The organism is Ruegeria sp. SCP10, assembly GCF_040329495.1.
Classification (GTDB): domain Bacteria; phylum Pseudomonadota; class Alphaproteobacteria; order Rhodobacterales; family Rhodobacteraceae; genus Ruegeria.
On sequence record NZ_JBDZYF010000001.1, the window covers coordinates 921,094 to 936,099 of the forward strand.

Here is a 15,006-nt window from a genome sequence, read left to right on the forward strand (position 1 = left end):
GCCATATGTCGTCCCGACATATGGCTCATTTTCTTTGTGATCTCAGACCTTGCCCGCGCGTATCAGTACCTGCGATGCACGTGTTTGCCACGGACGACCATTCGGTTCTTTTGCTTTTCCCGCAGGAAGACAAACAGACCCGACCCTAGGATCAGGAGTATTCCAAAAACAACCGGCAAACCCGGTAGCTCGCCCCAGATCACCCAGCCCCAAAAGATCGCCAGCGGCAGGCCCACATATTCGAAAGGGGCCACGGTGGCCGCGTCCGCGATGCGATAAGCCTGCCCAAGGCAATACCCGATAAGAGCTGCGTTCAACCCCAAACCTGCGAACAACCAGAGGTCATGACCTTCGGGCCAGACCCAGGCGCGGAATAGGAACTGTAGGCTTTCATTCTCGACCCCCTCGGTAAATCGTCCATCTCCGGCGACGAGCCAGAAGACAATGCTGACAACAATAAAGGCAGATTGAATATAGACCGCCATGGCAGACGCCTTGGATTTGGCGCCCAGATATCGCGTCATGACGTTGTTCAGCGCATAGGTGAATGCGGCGGCAATGGGCAGGACATAAACCCACAGGCTGATCGCGCGCTCTGCCCCGCTTTCCCAGGGACGTGTCATGATGATCACGCCGGCAAACCCGACCAGTACCGCGCCAATGCGCATCGGTCCGACCTTTTCGCCCAGGATCGGGATACTGAGCAAGGTGATCATCAAAGGGGCCACGAAAAACACAGCCGTTGCCTCAGCCAGAGGCATAACAGCAAGCGCGGTGAAGAAGGTCAGGTTCGCGATCACCAGGAACGTCGCTCGAAGAACATGCAGGCCTGGCTGATCGGTTTTCAGGATATTCCATCCCCCCTCCAACTGAACCAGCGCGAGACTAAAGCCGATCCCAATCAGAGAACGTGTGAATACCATTTGGTGCAAGGGATACCCGCCCGACAGAAACTTGATCAACATATCGTTGAGGGAAATCCCCAGCATGCCGATCAGGATAAAGACGATAGCCAATGTAGGATTTTGTAAAATCTTGTTTTCCGACACAATATGCCCTTTCGTCCGGCCCCTAACACGGGTTTCGGATCAGGTCCGCTCTGTTTGCGACATGATGTTAGACATTGATTCCAACCCCGGTTCAGAGAGCCTGACCACCGCCTAGCAGGCAAAAAAGAGGCCCCGGATCGGAGCCTCTTAGATCATTGCTTGGAAGATCCAAACTGGTGTTATTCTTCCAGGCTGAGCGCAACAAACCGTGGGTCACCGCCACGACGCACCAGCAACAGCAGAGACTTGCGTCCGGCCACCTGGGCCTCTTCCATCCGGTCTTCCAAGTCTTCGATTGTGGCAACCTTCTGCTGGCCCGCTTCGGTGATCAAATCACCAGCCCGCAGCCCCTTGGCATAGGCTTCCGATGCCTGATCCACATCCGAAACCACCAGCCCTTCGGCATCTGCGTCCAGGCCCAGTTCTTCGCGCAGTGTGTCGTTGAGCGGTGAAATAGTCAGACCCAGAATATCCGTGTTTTCATCAGCAGGCGTGTCTTCGGCTTCTTCTTCGCCATTCTCAGCGCGCTCCGCATCTTCGCGGCGGCCCAGCGTGACCAAGACGGTCTGGGTGCTGCCATCGCGGCTGACCACGACGCGGACGGCTTTACCGACCGTTGTTTCACCTACCTGACGGACAAGGCCGCGCGTATCCGCGACATCGACGCCGTCAAAGCTGAGGATGACGTCACCCGCCAGCAGGCCAGCCTCTTTCGCGGGACCTTCAGGCACATCGCTAATCAGCGCACCACCGGGTTTTTCAAGGCCCATGGCTTCGGCCATGTCTTCGGTCACATCCTGAATACGGACGCCCAGCCAACCACGGCGGGTTTCCCCGAACTCACGCAGCTGATCGACAACTTTGACTACTACGTTCGAAGCCATCGAAAAGCCGATACCGATCGACCCACCATTGGGCGAAAGAATCGCGGTATTCACACCGATCACCTGGCCATCCATGTTGAACAGCGGACCGCCTGAGTTGCCCCGGTTGATCGCCGCATCGGTCTGGATGTAGTCATCATAGGATCCGCTCAGCGCTCGATTGCGCGCAGATACGATCCCGGCCGAGACCGAGAATCCCTGGCCCAGCGGATTGCCCATGGCAATCACCCAATCCCCAACCCGCGCAATATCGCTGTCACCGAATTGGACGTATTTCAGCGGGCCAGAAGCTTCGACCTTGAGCAGAGCAATGTCGGTCTTTTCGTCGGTGCCAATCACTTTGGCGGGCAGCTCTTTCTTGGGCTGACCATCGCCAGGGAAGAATTCGACAAGGATTTCGTCCGCTTCGGCAATGACGTGATTGTTAGTGACGATGAACCCATCTTCCGAGATCACAAACCCCGAGCCCAGCGCATTGCTGCGGCGCGGGACGTTTTCGCCATTGTCGCCGCGATCCTGGAACTCACGAAAGAAATCCTCGAACGGGGACCCTTCGGGAACAATGCCCTGCGGGCCGGTTTGACCTTCGATCAGGGTCGATGTGGTGATGTTCACCACAGCCGGGCTGATCTGCTCTGCCAGCGGTGCCAGGCTTTCGCCACGCGCATATGCCGCCACTGTCTGCGCAGCGATCAGAACCATTCCCGCAAATGCCAGCCACATCAGCCGCATGAAACCAAACCCTTCGTCCTGTCGGACGGACATACTGCGTGCTTGTGCCTGCACTTGGGAACTCCTTGTCGTCACTATCTGTAGACCGCCCTTAGGCCGCCCTCTTGGCAACCAATGTAGTCGGTTTGCTGCAACCCGCAACTCAGGATCGCGGGGAAATCACCAGCGCGTGAAGCCCTGACATCAAAAACCCAACTGATAGGCACCCCAAATCAGGACAAGCCCACTGACCACACAGAGCAATCCGGATAACCGTCGCGCCTGTTCTGGAAGGGACCGGAGTGCCTCTAGCATCCGTTCAATAAGCGAAGGGGCCAGCGCATAGGCCAGCCCCTCGACAATCAGTACCAGCCCGAGGGCCAGAAGGATCATACCCATTACTGGGTCGCCTGCCCTGTGGGCGATTTCAGGTAGTTGAAGAACTCGGAATCCGGGCTCAGCACCATCGAGCTGTTACCGCCGCCCAGCGCCCGTTCATAGGCCGAAAGCGAGCGGTAGAATTCAAAGAATTCCGGGTCTTTGCCAAAGGCTTCGGCGAAGATCGCGTTGCGCTCGGCGTCAGCCTCACCGCGAATGATCTCGGCCTCGCGGTTGGCATCTGAAACCAGTTCGACGACGGTTCGGTCGGCCTGCGCACGGACACGCTGCGCCGCTTCGTTACCACGGGCACGTTCGTCGGTTGCTTCGCGCTCCCGTTCGGCCTTCATCCGGTCGAATGTGGCCTCAAGGTTGGCCTGCGGCAGGTCGGTTGCTTTCAAGCGCACGTCGATCACGTTGACGCCCAGCGCCCGCGCCTCGGCAATGGCGCTGTTTCTAATACGCAGCATCAGGGCCGCCCGGTCCGAGCTCAGGATATCGCGCGAGGAGACCGAACCCAGAACTTCGCGCGTTTCGGCGCGCAGGATGCGATCCAGACGATCCTCGGCAACCGGGACGCCACCAACACCAACGGCTTGCCGGAACTGTTCCAGATCGGAAATCCGGTAACGGGCGAACGCATCAACAACCAGACGACGGTCGTCCAGAGGGGTGACCTCAAGCGGCTGTACATCAATCGAAAGGATACGGTCATCATAGCGGACAACCTCCTGTATCAGCGGGATTTTAAACGCCAGACCGGGCTCTTCTTTTACAGCGACAACCCGACCAAACTGCAGAACCAGCGCGCGTTCGCGTTCATCCACAATGAAGATCGAGGACAGGCCGACAACAGCCAGAATAGCAATGACGATCAGAATGATAGGTGATTTACGCATCAGTTGCTCTCCGCTGTGTTGCTACGGCGCAGTTCGTTCAGCGGCAGATACGGCACGACGCCCTGCCCTTGACCGGATGAGTTTTCGTCCAGGATGATCTTGTCGACATCACCCAGAACCTGCTCCATCCGCTCCAGATACAGGCGTTTGCGCGTCACGTCCGGCGCTTTGGTATATTCTTCCAGAACCGCGCTGAAACGGCTGGCTTCACCCTGCGCGCTGTTGATCTGCTGGGCGCGATAGGCTTCGGCTTCTTCCAGAACCTGCGCGGCTTCACCACGAGCTTCCGCCAGAACTCGGTTAGCATAAGCGTCGGCGACGTTTTGCAGCCGGTCACGCTCCTGCGCAGCGGCCTGAACGTCGCGGAACGCGGCGATCACGTCCTGCGGCGGGTCAGCCTTGTCAAAGTTCACACGGATGATGTTCACACCCGAATCGTAGCTGTCCATGGTGGACTGGATCAGTTCCTGCAAACGCTCGGCAATCACACCACGATCCCTGTTCAGGATCGGTGCCAGCTCGCTTTGTGCAATGATTTCGCGCATAGCTGATTCCGAGACCGCGCGGATTGTCTGACGCGGGTCACGGAGGTTGAACAGGAATTTGGCCGGGTCATTGATATTCCAAACGACCTGATAGTCGATATCGACCACGTTTTCATCGCCGGTCAGCATCAGACCATCATCACTGCCACGAGCACCGCCCATATCTTCGGTCTGTTCGCGAGTGACCGGGATGACCTCAGCGGTCACGACGGGCCATGGCGCGAAGTTCAAACCCGGGTTCCCAACAGCGGAAAACTCACCCAGAAACAGTTCTACAGACTGTTCTTCGGGTTTCACGGTATAAAAACTGGCAGCCGCCCAAAGGCCAATGGCAACCAAAGCGCCAATCGCCACAGTTCCTTTGGTAAACAACGGACCACCGCCGCCACCGCCTGAACCGTTTGCGCCGCGACCACCGCCGCCACGACCGCCCATCAGAACGCGCAGCTGTTCCTGGCCTTTCTTCATCAGCTCATCGATCTCGGGGATCTGCGGGCCGTCGCCTTCGGGAGGCTTACGCCCGTCCCCGTTGTTACCCCGATTTCCTCCACCACCTGAGGAGCCTCCGCCCCCCCAGGGGCCACCGCTGTTGCCCGCCATATTTTTCGATTCCTTCGTTTAGGCCCGTGTGATCACGGGGTCCCTTGTAACTTGTGTGCGCCCGGTTGCAAATCAAGCCGTGCGTACAGGTTGCCGCATTGTCACCAATTCCTCGGCCATCACCGGATGAACCGCAACCGTGCGGTCAAAATCTTCCTTGGTGGCGCCCATTTTCACGGCGATCCCGGCTAGCTGAATCATCTCACCCGCGCCGGGGGCCACGATATGACAGCCCAGCACCTTGCGCGACGCCTGGCTGACGATCAACTTCATCAGAACCCGCTGCGTGCCACCAGCGAACGCCTTCTGCATGGGTTTGAACGAGGTCGCATAAACCTCAATTGGTTCCTGAGCCGACGCTTCCTCCTCGCTTAGACCGACCGTTCCGAATTCAGGCTGCGTAAAGATCGCAGTGGGAATAAGGTCGTGATCCACCGGTGTCGGGTTACCCCTAAACACGGTTTCGACAAAGGCCATGCCCTCGCGGATGGCAACCGGGGTCAGGTTCATGCGGTCGGTCACGTCGCCAATCGCGTAGATCGAGGGAACACCGGTCTGGCTGTATTCATCCACGATGATCTCACCTTTGCGGCCGCGCTCGACACCTACGGCTTCCAGCCCCAGATTGTCCGCATTCGGCGCACGACCGGTGGCGTACATCACGACGTCAAACTGATCCTCAGTGCCATCCGTAGCCTTGACGCGGATTTTGTCGCCTTCTTTCGTCATCTCCAGCACATTCGTGCCCAGACGCACGTCGATGCCGTTCTGGCGCATTTCTTCGCAGATCAGGCCACGCGCTTCTTCGTCGAACCCGCGCAGAATTTGCGCCCCGCGATAGAACTGCGTGGTCTTGATCCCCAAACCATTCATGATCCCGGCGAACTCGCTGGCAATGTAGCCGCCACCGACGATCAGGATGCTTTCGGGCAGTTTCGGCAGATGGAAAATCTCGTTCGACGTGATCGCCAGATCCGAGCCCGGAAAATCAGGCACCACCGGGCGACCGCCCGTTGCAATCAGAATGTGCTTGGCGGTTTTGCGCGTTCCATCCGCCAGCTCAACCGTATGCGCGTCAACCACATGCGCGCGCTGATCAAAGCTTTCGACGCCGTTGTTCTTGAGAATGTTGCGGTAGATGCCTTCCAGGCGATCCAGTTCGGTAACCAGCTTGCCATGGAAGGTGTTCCATTCGAAGGCACCCGGCTGAATATCCCAGCCATAAGCCTGCGCATCCCCGACCATGCCCGAATATTCGCTGGCAAAGACCATCAGCTTTTTCGGTACACAGCCCCGGATCACGCAGGTTCCGCCATAGCGATCCTCTTCGGCCAGCGCCACCTTTGCCCCGGTTTCTCCTGCTGCCACGCGCGCCGCGCGCACCCCGCCAGAGCCGCCTCCGATGACAAACAGATCATAGTCAAAGCTCATGCCGGGTTCCTTCGTTCAGTCTTCAAAAAGTCTTTGGATATCTGGGCGCAAAAAGTCGACTGCCAACCCCTTGCCGCGCAAATCTCGGTTTTTTTGATTCATCGGGCCAAGTTTCGTAAGGGTTCGGATCAATCCGCCAGATCCGAAAACAGGTTCTCGCGCGCGCCACTCAACAACTGATCCATCTCGATCGTGCCTGCGTTGATGTCCCGCAGCTCAACCCGGCCATCTCCATGGCCAACGACGACCTTATCGCAGATATCGATAAACAGACCATTCTCGACAACACCGGGGACCTGATTGAGCACCAGCGCCATCTGGCGAGCATTGCCGATCCGCTGCAGGTGCAAATCCAGGACATGGTTGCCCTCATCGGTCACATAGGGGGCCTCTCCATTCATGCGCAGCGCACAGTTGGTGCCCAGCACATCCATCGTATCCAGAACCTCTTCGATCAGGGTGCGCGTGGTCTGCCAGCCAAATGGGATCACTTCGACCGGCAGGGGAAACGCACCGAGGGTTTCGACCTCTTTGCCTGCATCGGCAATCACCACCATTTGATCGCTGGCCGTTGCCACGATCTTTTCCTGAAGATGCGCCCCACCACCGCCTTTGATCAGGTTCAGATCACCGTCGAACTCATCTGCGCCATCAATCGTCAGATCCAGCCACCCGGCCTGATCCAACGAGACAACTTCGATCCCAACCTCACGTGCCAGTTGCGCCGTGCGGGTCGAGGTCGGAACACCCTTGATCCGCAAACCCTCCTGCGCCACCCGCTCGCCCAATCGACGCACCAGCCAGGCGGCGGTTGAACCGGTTCCCAATCCAACGCGCATTCCATCTTCGACCATTTCAGCGGCGCGCCTTGCCGCGACATATTTTGCGGTATCGATTGGCGACATCTCTGTGGTCATCGGCAGCTTTCCCGGAATGGTTTTTCTGAGTTATACGGAATGCAAAACGCAACGGCGAGACCCAATTCATGCAAGACCGCTATGAAAGTCGCTTAGACTACGCGTTTCCCATCGGATACGTCGCAATCATGCCTTCCCAATTTGACCTCGCATCATAAGTACGCGCCATGACACAGCCCTATCGCCTGCACTACGCCCCCGACAACGCCTCACTGGTGATCCGGTTGGTGTTGGAAGAGATGGGCTTGCCCTATGAAACCGTGCTGGTCGATCGCAGCCAGAACGAACAGGACAGCGCCGCCTATCGTGCGCTGAACCCAAACGGGTTGATACCGGTTCTGGAAACGCCGCAAGGGGCTATTTTCGAAACCGCCGCCATTCTGCTGTGGCTTGCCGATACCCACGCCCACCTTGCCCCAGCCGCCGATCATCCGGATCGCGCGGCATTTCTGAAATGGTTGTTTTTTGCGTCGAACACATTGCACGCTGATCTGCGCATTCTGTTCTATGCTGAGAAATACATCGACCCATCGCAGGCCGATGCCCTGCGTGCCGGGATGCGGCCTCGCTTGCGGATACATCTGCAAAAGCTGGATGCCGTCGCAAAAGAAGCCCCCGATTGGCTGAACGCAGATAAACCCTCGGTCCTGACATATTACGTGGGATGCATGATGCGCTGGCTGGCGCTTTATCCTACACAAGCGGATCGCAGCTGGTATCAACTGGCAGATACGCCCTATTTGCAGAGGATACTGATGCAGTTGGAATCGCGCCCTGCAACCCGCACCGCCATCGCCGCCGAAGGGCTTGGGGCTAATCCGTTTACCTCACCCACCTATGCCACTCCTCCAGAAGGCTCAGCTGTCTGACATGTTCCTCTCGGTTTTTGATATGTTCAAGGTGGGCATTGGCCCGTCTTCTTCGCACACGATGGGCCCGATGGTGGCTGCGGCGCGCTTTCTGGACATGATGCGCGCATCGCCATTTGAATTCTCCGGCCTGCGCGGGTCACTGCACGGGTCGCTGGCGTTTACCGGAGTTGGCCACGCCACGGACCGCGCCACCATTCTGGGTCTCGCAGGATTTGTGCCCGAGACCTACGACAATGAAAAAGCAGAAGCTGCGCTCACTTCAATTTCCGAAACCCATACGGTTTCGCCTGACGGCCTGCCGCCCCTGGCGTTCGACCCCAAGGCTGATCTGGTCTTTGACTATGACCACACCCTGCCCGGCCACGCCAATGGGATGATCCTGATGGCCACCGATGCGCAAGGCGACGTGATCTTGCGGCAGGTGTTTTACTCCATCGGCGGTGGCTTTGTTCTGACCGAAGAAGAATTGGCGGATGGCAAAGCCACGGACGAAGGTGCCCCGTCTGTTCCCTTCCCGTTTAAGTCCGCTGCAGAAATGCTGGAGATGTCAAAAACCAGCGGGAAATCCATCGCACAGATGAAGCGTGACAACGAGGTTGCACGCGGCTGCGCGGACAGTTTCGCCAAAGGGGCGGCCCGGCTATGGCAGGTCATGAACGATTGTATCGAACGCGGCCTGAAAACGGATGGCATATTGCCCGGAGGCCTGAAGGTGCGCAGACGTGCGAAGGGCATCTATGACGCTTTGATCGCTGAACGGGGCATGAACCTGACCGCACCGCACACGATAAATGACTGGATGAGCGTCTACGCCATGGCCGTCAACGAGGAGAACGCTGCTGGCGGCCAGGTTGTCACCTCGCCCACCAACGGCGCAGCGGGCGTATTACCTGCGGTCATACGCTACTATCTTGACCATGTGCCGGGCGCGTCGGAAGGCCAAATCGAGGATTTCCTTCTGACTGCCGCTGCGATCGGTGGATTGGTCAAGTTCAACGCCTCGATCTCGGGCGCAGAAGCGGGCTGTCAGGCCGAGGTCGGCAGCGCCTCCGCCATGGCCGCCGCCGGGCTATGCGCAGTGATGGGTGGCACACCCGAACAGGTAGAAAACGCGGCCGAGATCGCGTTGGAACATCATCTGGGCATGACCTGTGATCCCGTAGCAGGCCTCGTGCAGGTGCCGTGTATCGAACGGAACGGGTTGGGGGCAATCAAAGCGGTTTCGGCCGCCTCTCTGGCGCTACGCGGTGATGGGCAGCATTTTGTTCCGCTGGACTCGGTGATCGAAACGATGCGCCAGACCGGCCAGGACATGCACGAGAAGTATAAGGAAACATCGCTTGGCGGTCTGGCGGTCAACGTGCCAAACTGCTGAAGGACCATCGGAGATAGACCCATGCGCGGACATTGCCTGTGCGGCAAAATTAGCTACCACGTCGATCCTCCGGTTCTCTCCTGCGTCACTTGCCATTGCGACAGCTGCCGCCGTCAATGCGCCGCTCCGATGACCACCTATTTCGAGGTCCGTGACGGGCAATGGCGCTGGACCGGTGAAGAGCCCAAACGCTTCAACTCTTCTCCCGGGGTCGAGCGCAGCTTTTGCGCCCATTGCGGAACCCCAATCTCGTTTCGGTCAAACAAGATGTCAGACGTGCTGCATCTATATGTTGCAACCCTGGACAACCCCGAGGCATTGCAGCCGACCCTGCATGTCGCGCATGAGGAAAAGCTGAGCTGGCTCAAGCTTGGTGATGATCTCCCCACCTGCATCGAACCGGACTACACAAAAGTTCAACCTCTGCCCGACGCCTGAGAACAGCGCTTTTCACCGTGATCCGAAACGGTTAGCGTCGCGCCCATGACACAGGATCGTCCCGTTTTCGGCATTGTTCTGATGCTTGGTTTCTGCGTACTCGCACCGCTTGGCGATTCAATCGCCAAGCTGCTGGGCGAATCTACCCCGCTAGGGCTGCTGGTACTGGTCCGCTTTGCGATTCAAGCAGTGATCCTGATCCCGCTAGTGGCCGCAACGGGCCGACCCTGGCGCATGCGGGGGCGCGTTCTGCGTCTGACCGTGATCCGCACCGGTCTTCATATCATCGGTATCACAGCGATGTTCAGCGCGCTGCAATTCCTGCCACTGGCAGATGCGGTCGCCATTGCATTCGTGATGCCCTTTATCATGTTGCTGCTTGGAAAGTATGTGTTGAATGAAGAGGTCGGCCACCGGCGCCTGATCGCATGTGTTGTCGGATTTGCCGGCACTTTGCTGGTGATCCAGCCCAGTTTTGCCGAAGTAGGATTGCCTGCCCTGCTACCACTGATCGTTGCCGTGGTTTTTGCGCTGTTCATGCTGGTCACCAGACAGATCGCCAAGGAAACCGATCCGGTATCCTTGCAGGCGGTATCCGGAGTGATGGCCACGATCTTTCTGCTCCCTCTCATTCTGTGGGGAACCCAATCCGGAATCTGGGAGCTGTCTTTGATCATGCCTACCGGCAACGCGCACTGGCTTTTGCTGGCCATCGGTATTTTAGGAACCGTTGCCCATCTGTTGATGACATGGTCGCTGCGCTATGCGCCATCAGCGACGCTGGCCCCAATGCAATATTTGGAGATCCCGGTGGCAACCCTGTTTGGATGGCTGATCTTTCACGATCTGCCCAACGGGATCGCAGCGCTTGGCATCCTGATCACCATGGCCGCCGGGCTATATGTCATTCTGCGAGAGAGGGCCACCGCCCGGTCTGTCCCGACAGAAACGCCTGCATGACCTGATCCAATGCGTCGCGCGGCACCATGACCAGCAGCCCCGGCCCATCCAGATGTAGCTGAACCTGTGACACTGCCCTGTTCGAGGTTCCGACTTGTCCATCCGGTTCGAAAACCAATTTGTCGATGGACCATTCGAGCCCCTGACTTCGCCCCGTCACACGCCGCAGCGGAAACAAAGAGACGATATCGCCCGGTGCCAGGTCCAGAACAATCGATGGTGGTGCGTGAAACACCACCTCGTGCGCGCCCAACAAGATGCAGACAGAGTTGAGGCGCGTGACCAGAGTATTGAGCACCGCCAGTTGATGATCTAGTCGACCGCCCAGAAAACCAGCTCCAACGACAAGCGGGGCATCGATACTGCGCAGGGCCTTGTCAAAATCCGTGCTGTCTTGTTCATCGATCTGAAACAAACGGTCCTCAGCTATGCGACTGCGCGTCGCCGCATCCAATGAATCGAAGTCACCGATCACCGCCTCGGGAACAACACCCGAATCAACAAGAATCGATGCACCGCCATCCGCCGCAACCACTGAATTGACACGATTCAGCACCAAATTCAGGTCGGAAACCCCAATTGTCCCCCCTCCGACTAGGCCAATTGGGCCGTTTGAACGCACAATTGGCTTATTTTTTCTCAGATTGGTCATTTTTTCTGGGTTTGGACACATTGAGACCACAAATTGATAGGTTCATGTAGAGTTGTAGGCCAATGTGTGCGCTCGATTCTGAGTAAGTTGGCTTTGTTAGTTTGTAGAGGACGTGTGTCTGATGGTACAGAATAAGAAGGTGTTAACTGTTTCTTATGGGGCCTTTTCCTGCACATTAGAAGGGTTCGACAACTCGTTTGAAACACTCAAAGCCATTGCAGACTACTTCCGCGAAATCGCAGCAGATGATCGGTACTTCGGTTCTGAACCCCCTCGACTGGATGCTGAAATGCTGTCGCGCATTGCCCAGGGCGACAACGCCCAACACGTAGAGGCCCGGCAAGACGAATCCGGTCTGCTGCTGCGTGCGACAAAAACCGCGCCGGACACCGCGCCCGAGACTGCCACAAAGGATGCAGCCATGTCCTCGCACCGCCCGCCATCCCCTACGACCGTTGCCGCCCCCTCTTCGGTTGAACCTCCCGCGACTAACGCCGAGCCGCTGGCGGCTGACAGCATCTCAGCCAAACTGCAGCGTATTCGCGCGGTGGTCACGCATTCGAACACGGCTCCGATCACCGACGCGGAAGACGAGGATACATCGTTGCTTGGCGCAAACCCGGCCCCTATTGATGCGGTCGCCGCAGCGTTTGAAGCAGGCGCACTGAGCCAGGACGATATTGAGCCAGCTCGCGAAGCAGAGCAGCCAATAGCGAATGAAGACACTGTATCCGAGGCTTCCGAGCTTCTCGAAGATGAGGCGGCTGTGTATGTGCAGCCTGCCAGCAACTTAGCTTCGGAAACCGAAGAACCTGCCGAAGGTGACACAATCACTGATGATATCATGAACATCATGGGCGATCAGAATGCACCCGCACCAGCAGAAGACGCCATTGCCCAAGGTGTTCTGACCGCCGAGGATGAGAAAAACCTTCTGGATAATATCTCTAGCTTCGAGGCCGGGATGGCTGGCGGCACTGATGAAAAGCCTAACGATGAAAGCACCTTGGATCAGGACGTTCTTCGCCTGATGGAAAAAGCCGACCAGCAGATGGGTGACCCATCGGCCAGCGGTACGCGCGAAACCTATTCGCATCTGCGCAATGCTGTTGCGGCTGCCGAGGTTGATGGCAAGACCGACACTGCCTCGGCGGATCAGCCCTATCGCGGTGATCTGGCATCGGCTGTCAGCCCTCGCCGTCCTGAAATTCAGGTCACCAGCATGCGCCCCGAATCCGATGCGGCGGCGCCTTTGAAGCTTGTTGCTGAACAGCGCGTCGATCAGAGCGACGCGATTTCAGGCCCGATTGCCCCTCGCCGGGTCAAAACTGATCAAGAGGATAGCGCGGCAGAGGAAAGCGGGTTCGCCCAGTTCGCACAGGAACAAGGCGCACAGTCCTTGCTGGACCTGCTCGAAGCTGCGGCATCTTATCTGTCCTTCATCGAGGGTCAGGAACAGTTCTCGCGCCCACAACTGATGAACAAGGTCCGTTCGTTGAAACAGGATGAGTTCAATCGCGAAGAAAGCCTGCGCTCTTTCGGTCAGCTGCTGCGCGATGGTAAAATCCAGAAAGCCGGTGGCGGTCGGTTTGCCGCCTCGAACCTGATCGGGTTCCGCCCCGACAATGAACGCGCGGCAGGCTGATCAACCAACCATAGAAGCAAAGGGCCGAGACATGTCTCGGCCCTTTTTGTTTAGTCATCTTGCGTGTCTTCTTTGCCGACCCCTCGGAAGACAAATTTGAAGGGCAAGGCCCAGACGATGCCAAGGACGATGTAGACCAGCAGCTCGACCAGAATAGAGGGGCGATCCAGCCAGTTCACAACGGTCACCACCGCCACGATGTAAAGAGGCAACCCCACCAGTAGAATCACCAGAGACCAGCGGCGTCGGGCCGTGTAGCTGAGCCCGGTCTTTTTGTCGTCGCCCATCAATCTGCAAACGGGTCGGTCACCAGAATGGTGTCATCCCGCTCCGGGCTTGTGGACAGAAGGGCCACAGGGCATTCGATCAGTTCTTCAACGCGACGCACATATTTGATCGCATTGGCGGGCAAATCCGCCCAGCTGCGCGCACCTTCGGTGGATTCGCTCCATCCCGGCACTTCTTCGTAGATCGGTTTGCAGCGGGCCTGCTGATCGGCCGCAGTTGGCAGATAGTCCAGATGCTCACCGTCCAACTCATAGCCGGTGCAGATCTTCAGCGTCTCGAATCCGTCAAGAACATCCAGTTTGGTCAGCGAGATACCATTGACACCACTGGTGGCGCAGGTCTGACGTACCAAACAGGCGTCGAACCAACCGCAACGGCGCTTGCGGCCCGTGGTCGTTCCGAATTCATGGCCACGTTCACCCAAGCGTTGCCCATCCGCGTCTTCGAGCTCGGTCGGGAACGGGCCTTCGCCAACACGGGTGGTGTAGGCTTTGACAATCCCAAGCACAAAATCAATCGAGCCCGGCCCGATGCCCACACCCGTGGCCGCCTGCCCTGCGATCACATTCGATGAGGTCACAAACGGATAAGTCCCGAAATCAATATCCAACAACGCGCCTTGGGCGCCTTCGAACAGGATGCGCTTACCCGCTTTGCGCTTTTCGTTCAGAACTTTCCAGACCGGCGCTGCAAACGGCAGAATCTCCTGCGCGATCTCTTTCAGTTGCGAAATCAGCGCATCACGGTCGACGGGTTCGATGCCCAAGCCTTTGCGCAGCGGATCATGATGCTGCAACGCGCGATCTACGCGAGCCTCAAGCGTAGCTTCATCCGCTAGATCTGCAACGCGTACAGAACGCCGCCCGACCTTGTCTTCATACGCCGGGCCGATGCCGCGACCGGTGGTCCCGATCTTGGTGCCTTTGCTCGCCGCTTCTTCGCGCGCGCGGTCCAATTCACCGTGGATCGGCAGAATCAGAGGCGTATTCTCGGCGATCATCAGCGTTTCAGGCGTGATCTCAACGCCTTGCGCTCGGATTGTCCCGATTTCCTTGAGCAGGTGCCAGGGGTCCAGAACAACGCCATTGCCAATGACGCTCAGCTTACCGCCACGCACGACACCCGAAGGCAGAGCATGCAGTTTGTAGACCTCACCATCAATGACCAGAGTATGCCCGGCATTGTGCCCGCCCTGAAAACGCGCGATGACGTCCGCCCGTTCGCTGAGCCAATCGACAATCTTGCCTTTTCCTTCGTCACCCCACTGGGCGCCGACAACAACCACGTTGGCCATATCCGGTCCTTTTCGTGCTGAGTAATCAAACTCGGCTCGTATAGCTGGGCTCTGGCGGCAGGGAAACG

Annotated in this window: 15 protein-coding genes; 5 read left to right on the top strand and 10 right to left on the bottom strand. The window is 57.8% G+C overall.

Going from position 1 to position 15,006, the window contains the following annotated elements; all coding sequences use genetic code 11:
- Nucleotides 1–62: 62 nt before the first annotated feature.
- The 7 genes from ABLN87_RS04675 to rpiA form a co-directional block, all read right to left on the bottom strand.
- The gene (locus ABLN87_RS04675) at nt 63–1,016 is read right to left on the bottom strand and encodes a DMT family transporter (RefSeq protein WP_353007941.1); all 954 of its coding nucleotides are present in this window, start codon (nt 1,014–1,016) and stop codon (nt 63–65) included.
- A 212-nt stretch (nt 1,017–1,228) separates the two neighbouring features.
- Nucleotides 1,229–2,719 carry a Do family serine endopeptidase gene (locus ABLN87_RS04680; protein WP_417750376.1) on the bottom strand — a complete coding sequence of 497 codons (1,491 nt, stop codon included), beginning with the start codon at nt 2,717–2,719 and terminating at the stop codon, nt 1,229–1,231.
- A gap of 129 nt (nt 2,720–2,848) precedes the next feature.
- The gene (locus tag ABLN87_RS04685; RefSeq protein WP_353007942.1) at nt 2,849–3,043 is read right to left on the bottom strand and encodes a DUF2065 domain-containing protein; all 195 of its coding nucleotides are present in this window, start codon (nt 3,041–3,043) and stop codon (nt 2,849–2,851) included.
- Nucleotides 3,043–3,921, bottom strand: a complete 879-nt coding sequence (hflC, locus tag ABLN87_RS04690) for a protease modulator HflC (RefSeq protein WP_353007943.1) — start codon at nt 3,919–3,921, stop codon at nt 3,043–3,045. The genes ABLN87_RS04685 and hflC overlap by 1 nt, the downstream gene beginning before the upstream one ends.
- On the bottom strand, nt 3,921–5,066 hold the full coding sequence (hflK, locus tag ABLN87_RS04695; protein WP_353007944.1) for an FtsH protease activity modulator HflK: 1,146 nt from the start codon (nt 5,064–5,066) through the stop codon (nt 3,921–3,923). Before hflK ends, hflC begins: the two co-directional genes overlap by 1 nt.
- A 72-nt stretch (nt 5,067–5,138) precedes the next feature.
- Nucleotides 5,139–6,497: a glutathione-disulfide reductase gene (gene gor, locus ABLN87_RS04700; protein ID WP_353007946.1), complete on the bottom strand. Its 1,359-nt coding sequence runs from the start codon at nt 6,495–6,497 to the stop codon at nt 5,139–5,141.
- A 128-nt stretch (nt 6,498–6,625) separates the two neighbouring features.
- Complete coding sequence (gene rpiA, locus ABLN87_RS04705) at nt 6,626–7,414, bottom strand: ribose-5-phosphate isomerase RpiA (protein ID WP_353007947.1); 789 nt, start codon at nt 7,412–7,414, stop codon at nt 6,626–6,628.
- Between the two features lie 167 nt (nt 7,415–7,581).
- Between rpiA and ABLN87_RS04710 the strand changes: the two genes are divergently transcribed.
- Genes ABLN87_RS04710 through ABLN87_RS04725 form a run of 4 tightly spaced genes read left to right on the top strand, consistent with a single transcriptional unit; the run spans nt 7,582 to nt 11,059 of the window.
- The gene (locus ABLN87_RS04710) at nt 7,582–8,283 is read left to right on the top strand and encodes a glutathione S-transferase family protein (RefSeq protein ID WP_353007949.1); all 702 of its coding nucleotides are present in this window, start codon (nt 7,582–7,584) and stop codon (nt 8,281–8,283) included.
- Between the two features lies 1 nt (nt 8,284).
- A complete protein-coding gene (locus ABLN87_RS04715) occupies nt 8,285–9,661 on the top strand; it encodes an L-serine ammonia-lyase (RefSeq protein WP_353007951.1) in 1,377 nt (458 codons plus the stop codon).
- A 21-nt stretch (nt 9,662–9,682) separates the two neighbouring features.
- Nucleotides 9,683–10,099, top strand: a complete 417-nt coding sequence (locus ABLN87_RS04720) for a GFA family protein (protein ID WP_353007953.1) — start codon at nt 9,683–9,685, stop codon at nt 10,097–10,099.
- A 45-nt stretch (nt 10,100–10,144) separates the two neighbouring features.
- A complete protein-coding gene (locus ABLN87_RS04725) occupies nt 10,145–11,059 on the top strand; it encodes a DMT family transporter (RefSeq protein WP_353007954.1) in 915 nt (304 codons plus the stop codon).
- Here ABLN87_RS04725 and ABLN87_RS04730 read toward each other — a convergent pair.
- Complete coding sequence (locus tag ABLN87_RS04730) at nt 11,004–11,615, bottom strand: thiamine diphosphokinase (protein ID WP_353007955.1); 612 nt, start codon at nt 11,613–11,615, stop codon at nt 11,004–11,006. The genes ABLN87_RS04725 and ABLN87_RS04730 overlap by 56 nt on opposite strands.
- A 217-nt stretch (nt 11,616–11,832) precedes the next feature.
- On the opposite strand from ABLN87_RS04730, the gene ABLN87_RS04735 reads away from it, so the two are divergent.
- A complete protein-coding gene (locus ABLN87_RS04735; RefSeq protein ID WP_353007956.1) occupies nt 11,833–13,356 on the top strand; it encodes a hypothetical protein in 1,524 nt (507 codons plus the stop codon).
- Nucleotides 13,357–13,406: 50 nt separating this feature from the next.
- On the opposite strand, the gene ABLN87_RS04740 is transcribed toward ABLN87_RS04735, so the two are convergent.
- The gene (locus tag ABLN87_RS04740; RefSeq protein WP_353007957.1) at nt 13,407–13,643 is read right to left on the bottom strand and encodes a DUF2842 domain-containing protein; all 237 of its coding nucleotides are present in this window, start codon (nt 13,641–13,643) and stop codon (nt 13,407–13,409) included.
- Nucleotides 13,643–14,938, bottom strand: coding sequence for an adenylosuccinate synthase (locus ABLN87_RS04745; protein WP_353007958.1), 1,296 nt, complete (start codon nt 14,936–14,938; stop codon nt 13,643–13,645). Before ABLN87_RS04745 ends, ABLN87_RS04740 begins: the two co-directional genes overlap by 1 nt.
- Nucleotides 14,939–15,006 lie beyond the last annotated feature (68 nt).